The 1,872-nt window shown below is 51.5% G+C and carries 16 tRNA genes and 1 rRNA gene; all 17 read right to left on the bottom strand.

Going from position 1 to position 1,872, the window contains the following annotated elements:
• Positions 1-21 precede the first annotated feature (21 nt).
• Positions 22-100, bottom strand: a tRNA-Leu gene (locus A3842_RS09500).
• Positions 101-131: 31 nt separating this feature from the next.
• Positions 132-205: transfer RNA gene (locus A3842_RS09495), tRNA-Cys, on the bottom strand.
• Positions 206-212: 7 nt separating this feature from the next.
• Positions 213-287 (bottom strand) — tRNA-Gly (locus tag A3842_RS09490).
• A 5-nt stretch (positions 288-292) separates the two neighbouring features.
• Positions 293-367: transfer RNA gene (locus A3842_RS09485), tRNA-Gln, on the bottom strand.
• 18 nt (positions 368-385) lie between these two features.
• Positions 386-461 (bottom strand) — tRNA-His (locus tag A3842_RS09480).
• Positions 462-508: 47 nt separating this feature from the next.
• A tRNA-His gene (locus tag A3842_RS09475) sits at positions 509-584 on the bottom strand.
• Positions 585-608: 24 nt separating this feature from the next.
• A tRNA-Trp gene (locus tag A3842_RS09470) sits at positions 609-682 on the bottom strand.
• A gap of 5 nt (positions 683-687) precedes the next feature.
• Positions 688-773, bottom strand: a tRNA-Tyr gene (locus A3842_RS09465).
• Between the two features lie 5 nt (positions 774-778).
• Positions 779-854, bottom strand: a tRNA-Thr gene (locus A3842_RS09460).
• A 19-nt stretch (positions 855-873) separates the two neighbouring features.
• Positions 874-949 (bottom strand) — tRNA-Phe (locus A3842_RS09455).
• A gap of 21 nt (positions 950-970) precedes the next feature.
• A tRNA-Asp gene (locus tag A3842_RS09450) sits at positions 971-1,048 on the bottom strand.
• A 4-nt stretch (positions 1,049-1,052) separates the two neighbouring features.
• Positions 1,053-1,129 (bottom strand) — tRNA-Met (locus tag A3842_RS09445).
• A gap of 26 nt (positions 1,130-1,155) precedes the next feature.
• Positions 1,156-1,231 (bottom strand) — tRNA-Val (locus A3842_RS09440).
• A gap of 24 nt (positions 1,232-1,255) precedes the next feature.
• Positions 1,256-1,330, bottom strand: a tRNA-Glu gene (locus A3842_RS09435).
• Positions 1,331-1,346: 16 nt separating this feature from the next.
• Positions 1,347-1,439: transfer RNA gene (locus tag A3842_RS09430), tRNA-Ser, on the bottom strand.
• A gap of 3 nt (positions 1,440-1,442) precedes the next feature.
• Positions 1,443-1,518, bottom strand: a tRNA-Asn gene (locus A3842_RS09425).
• Between the two features lie 57 nt (positions 1,519-1,575).
• Positions 1,576-1,872: ribosomal RNA gene (locus tag A3842_RS09420) — 23S ribosomal RNA — on the bottom strand; the annotation flags it as partial.

Here is a 1,872-nt window from a genome sequence, read left to right as displayed (position 1 = left end):
AATTTATAAACCCTTTTGGTATACCGGCGAGAGGACTCGAACCTCCACGGTTTCCCACTCGATTTTGAGTCGAGCGCGTCTGCCATTCCGCCACGCCGGCATATACATATGAATTAGTTCTTAAATAAAAATGGAGGCGCCACCCAGACTCGAACTGGGGATAAAGCTTTTGCAGAGCTTTGCCTTACCACTTGGCTATGGCGCCATAAAAATGGAGCGGACGACGGGAATCGAACCCGCGACCCTCGCCTTGGCAAGGCGATGCTCTACCGCTGAGCCACGTCCGCATAAATGGCTGGGGATATAGGAATCGAACCTATGAATGACGGAGTCAAAGTCCGTTGCCTTACCGCTTGGCTAATCCCCAATATTCAATTTAGATAAATGGGGCGACTGATGGGTCTCGAACCCACGAATGCCGGAACCACAATCCGGTGCGTTAACCCCTTCGCCACAGTCGCCATATGAAACTGTTAGAATACATACAAAACAATCATTTTAAAAGAAATGGGGCGGCCGATGGGTCTCGAACCCACGAATGCCGGAACCACAATCCGGTGCGTTAACCCCTTCGCCACGGCCGCCATATTTAGCTTTTAAAATTAGTTTGGCAGGGGCAGCAGGAATTGAACCCACACCAACGGTTTTGGAGACCGTTGTTCTACCTTTAAACTATGCCCCTAAAAATGGTGGAGGCTGATGGATTCGAACCACCGAACACGTACGTGAGCAGATTTACAGTCTGATGCGTTTGGCCACTTCGCTAAGCCTCCGAGGATGGTGCCGGCGAGAAGACTTGAACTCCCAACCTACTGATTACAAGTCAGTTGCTCTACCAATTGAGCTACACCGGCATATTAAGTTGTATTTAAATGGTGGCGCGGGAGGGAATCGAACCCCCGACACAAGGATTTTCAGTCCTTTGCTCTACCGACTGAGCTACCGAGCCATATAAAATTGGCCAAATTAATGGCGGAACCGACGGGATTCGAACCCGCGATCTCCTGCGTGACAGGCAGGCATGTTAGGCCAACTACACCACGGTTCCAAATTGGTTGCGGGGGCAGGATTTGAACCTGCGGCCTTCGGGTTATGAGCCCGACGAGCTACCGGGCTGCTCCACCCCGCGTCAGTAAAAACTTATCAAAAGCACTATGGTGGAGGCTGAGGGGTTCGAACCCCCGACCCTCTGCTTGTAAGGCAGATGCTCTCCCAGCTGAGCTAAGCCTCCATATGTGCGCCTGGTATAAATAATTGGTGACCCGTATGGGATTCGAACCCATGTTACCTCCGTGAAAGGGAGGTGTCTTAACCCCTTGACCAACGGGCCATACCTTTAATAATAGTGGCGGAGAGAGAGGGATTCGAACCCTCGAGACGCTTGTGGCGCCTACACGATTTCCAATCGTGCTCCTTCGGCCAAACTCGGACACCTCTCCATATGGCTCCCCGAACAGGACTCGAACCTGTGACAACTCGATTAACAGTCGAGTGCTCTACCAACTGAGCTATCAGGGAATATATCAGGCTGGATCGCCTGAAAACTGAATCCGAAACGAATCTGCGTTTTATGATTTGGATAAGCCCTCGACCGATTAGTATTGGTCAGCTCCATGCATTGCTGCACTTCCACCTCCAACCTATCTACCTCGTCGTCTTCAAGGGGTCTTACATACTGGGAAATCTCATCTTGAGGGGGGCTTCACGCTTAGATGCTTTCAGCGCTTATCCCGTCCGTACGTAGCTACTCAGCCATGCTCCTGGCGGAACAACTGATGCACCAGCGGTACGTCCATCCCGGTCCTCTCGTACTAAGGACAGCTCCTCTCAAATTTCCTGCGCCCACGACAGATAGGGACCGAACTGTCTCAC

It is taken from the genome of Paenibacillus sp. P3E (assembly GCF_001909045.1).
GTDB classification, from domain to species: domain Bacteria; phylum Bacillota; class Bacilli; order Paenibacillales; family Paenibacillaceae; genus Paenibacillus_AQ; species Paenibacillus_AQ helianthi.
This window is presented reverse-complemented; position numbering and strand designations above follow the sequence as displayed.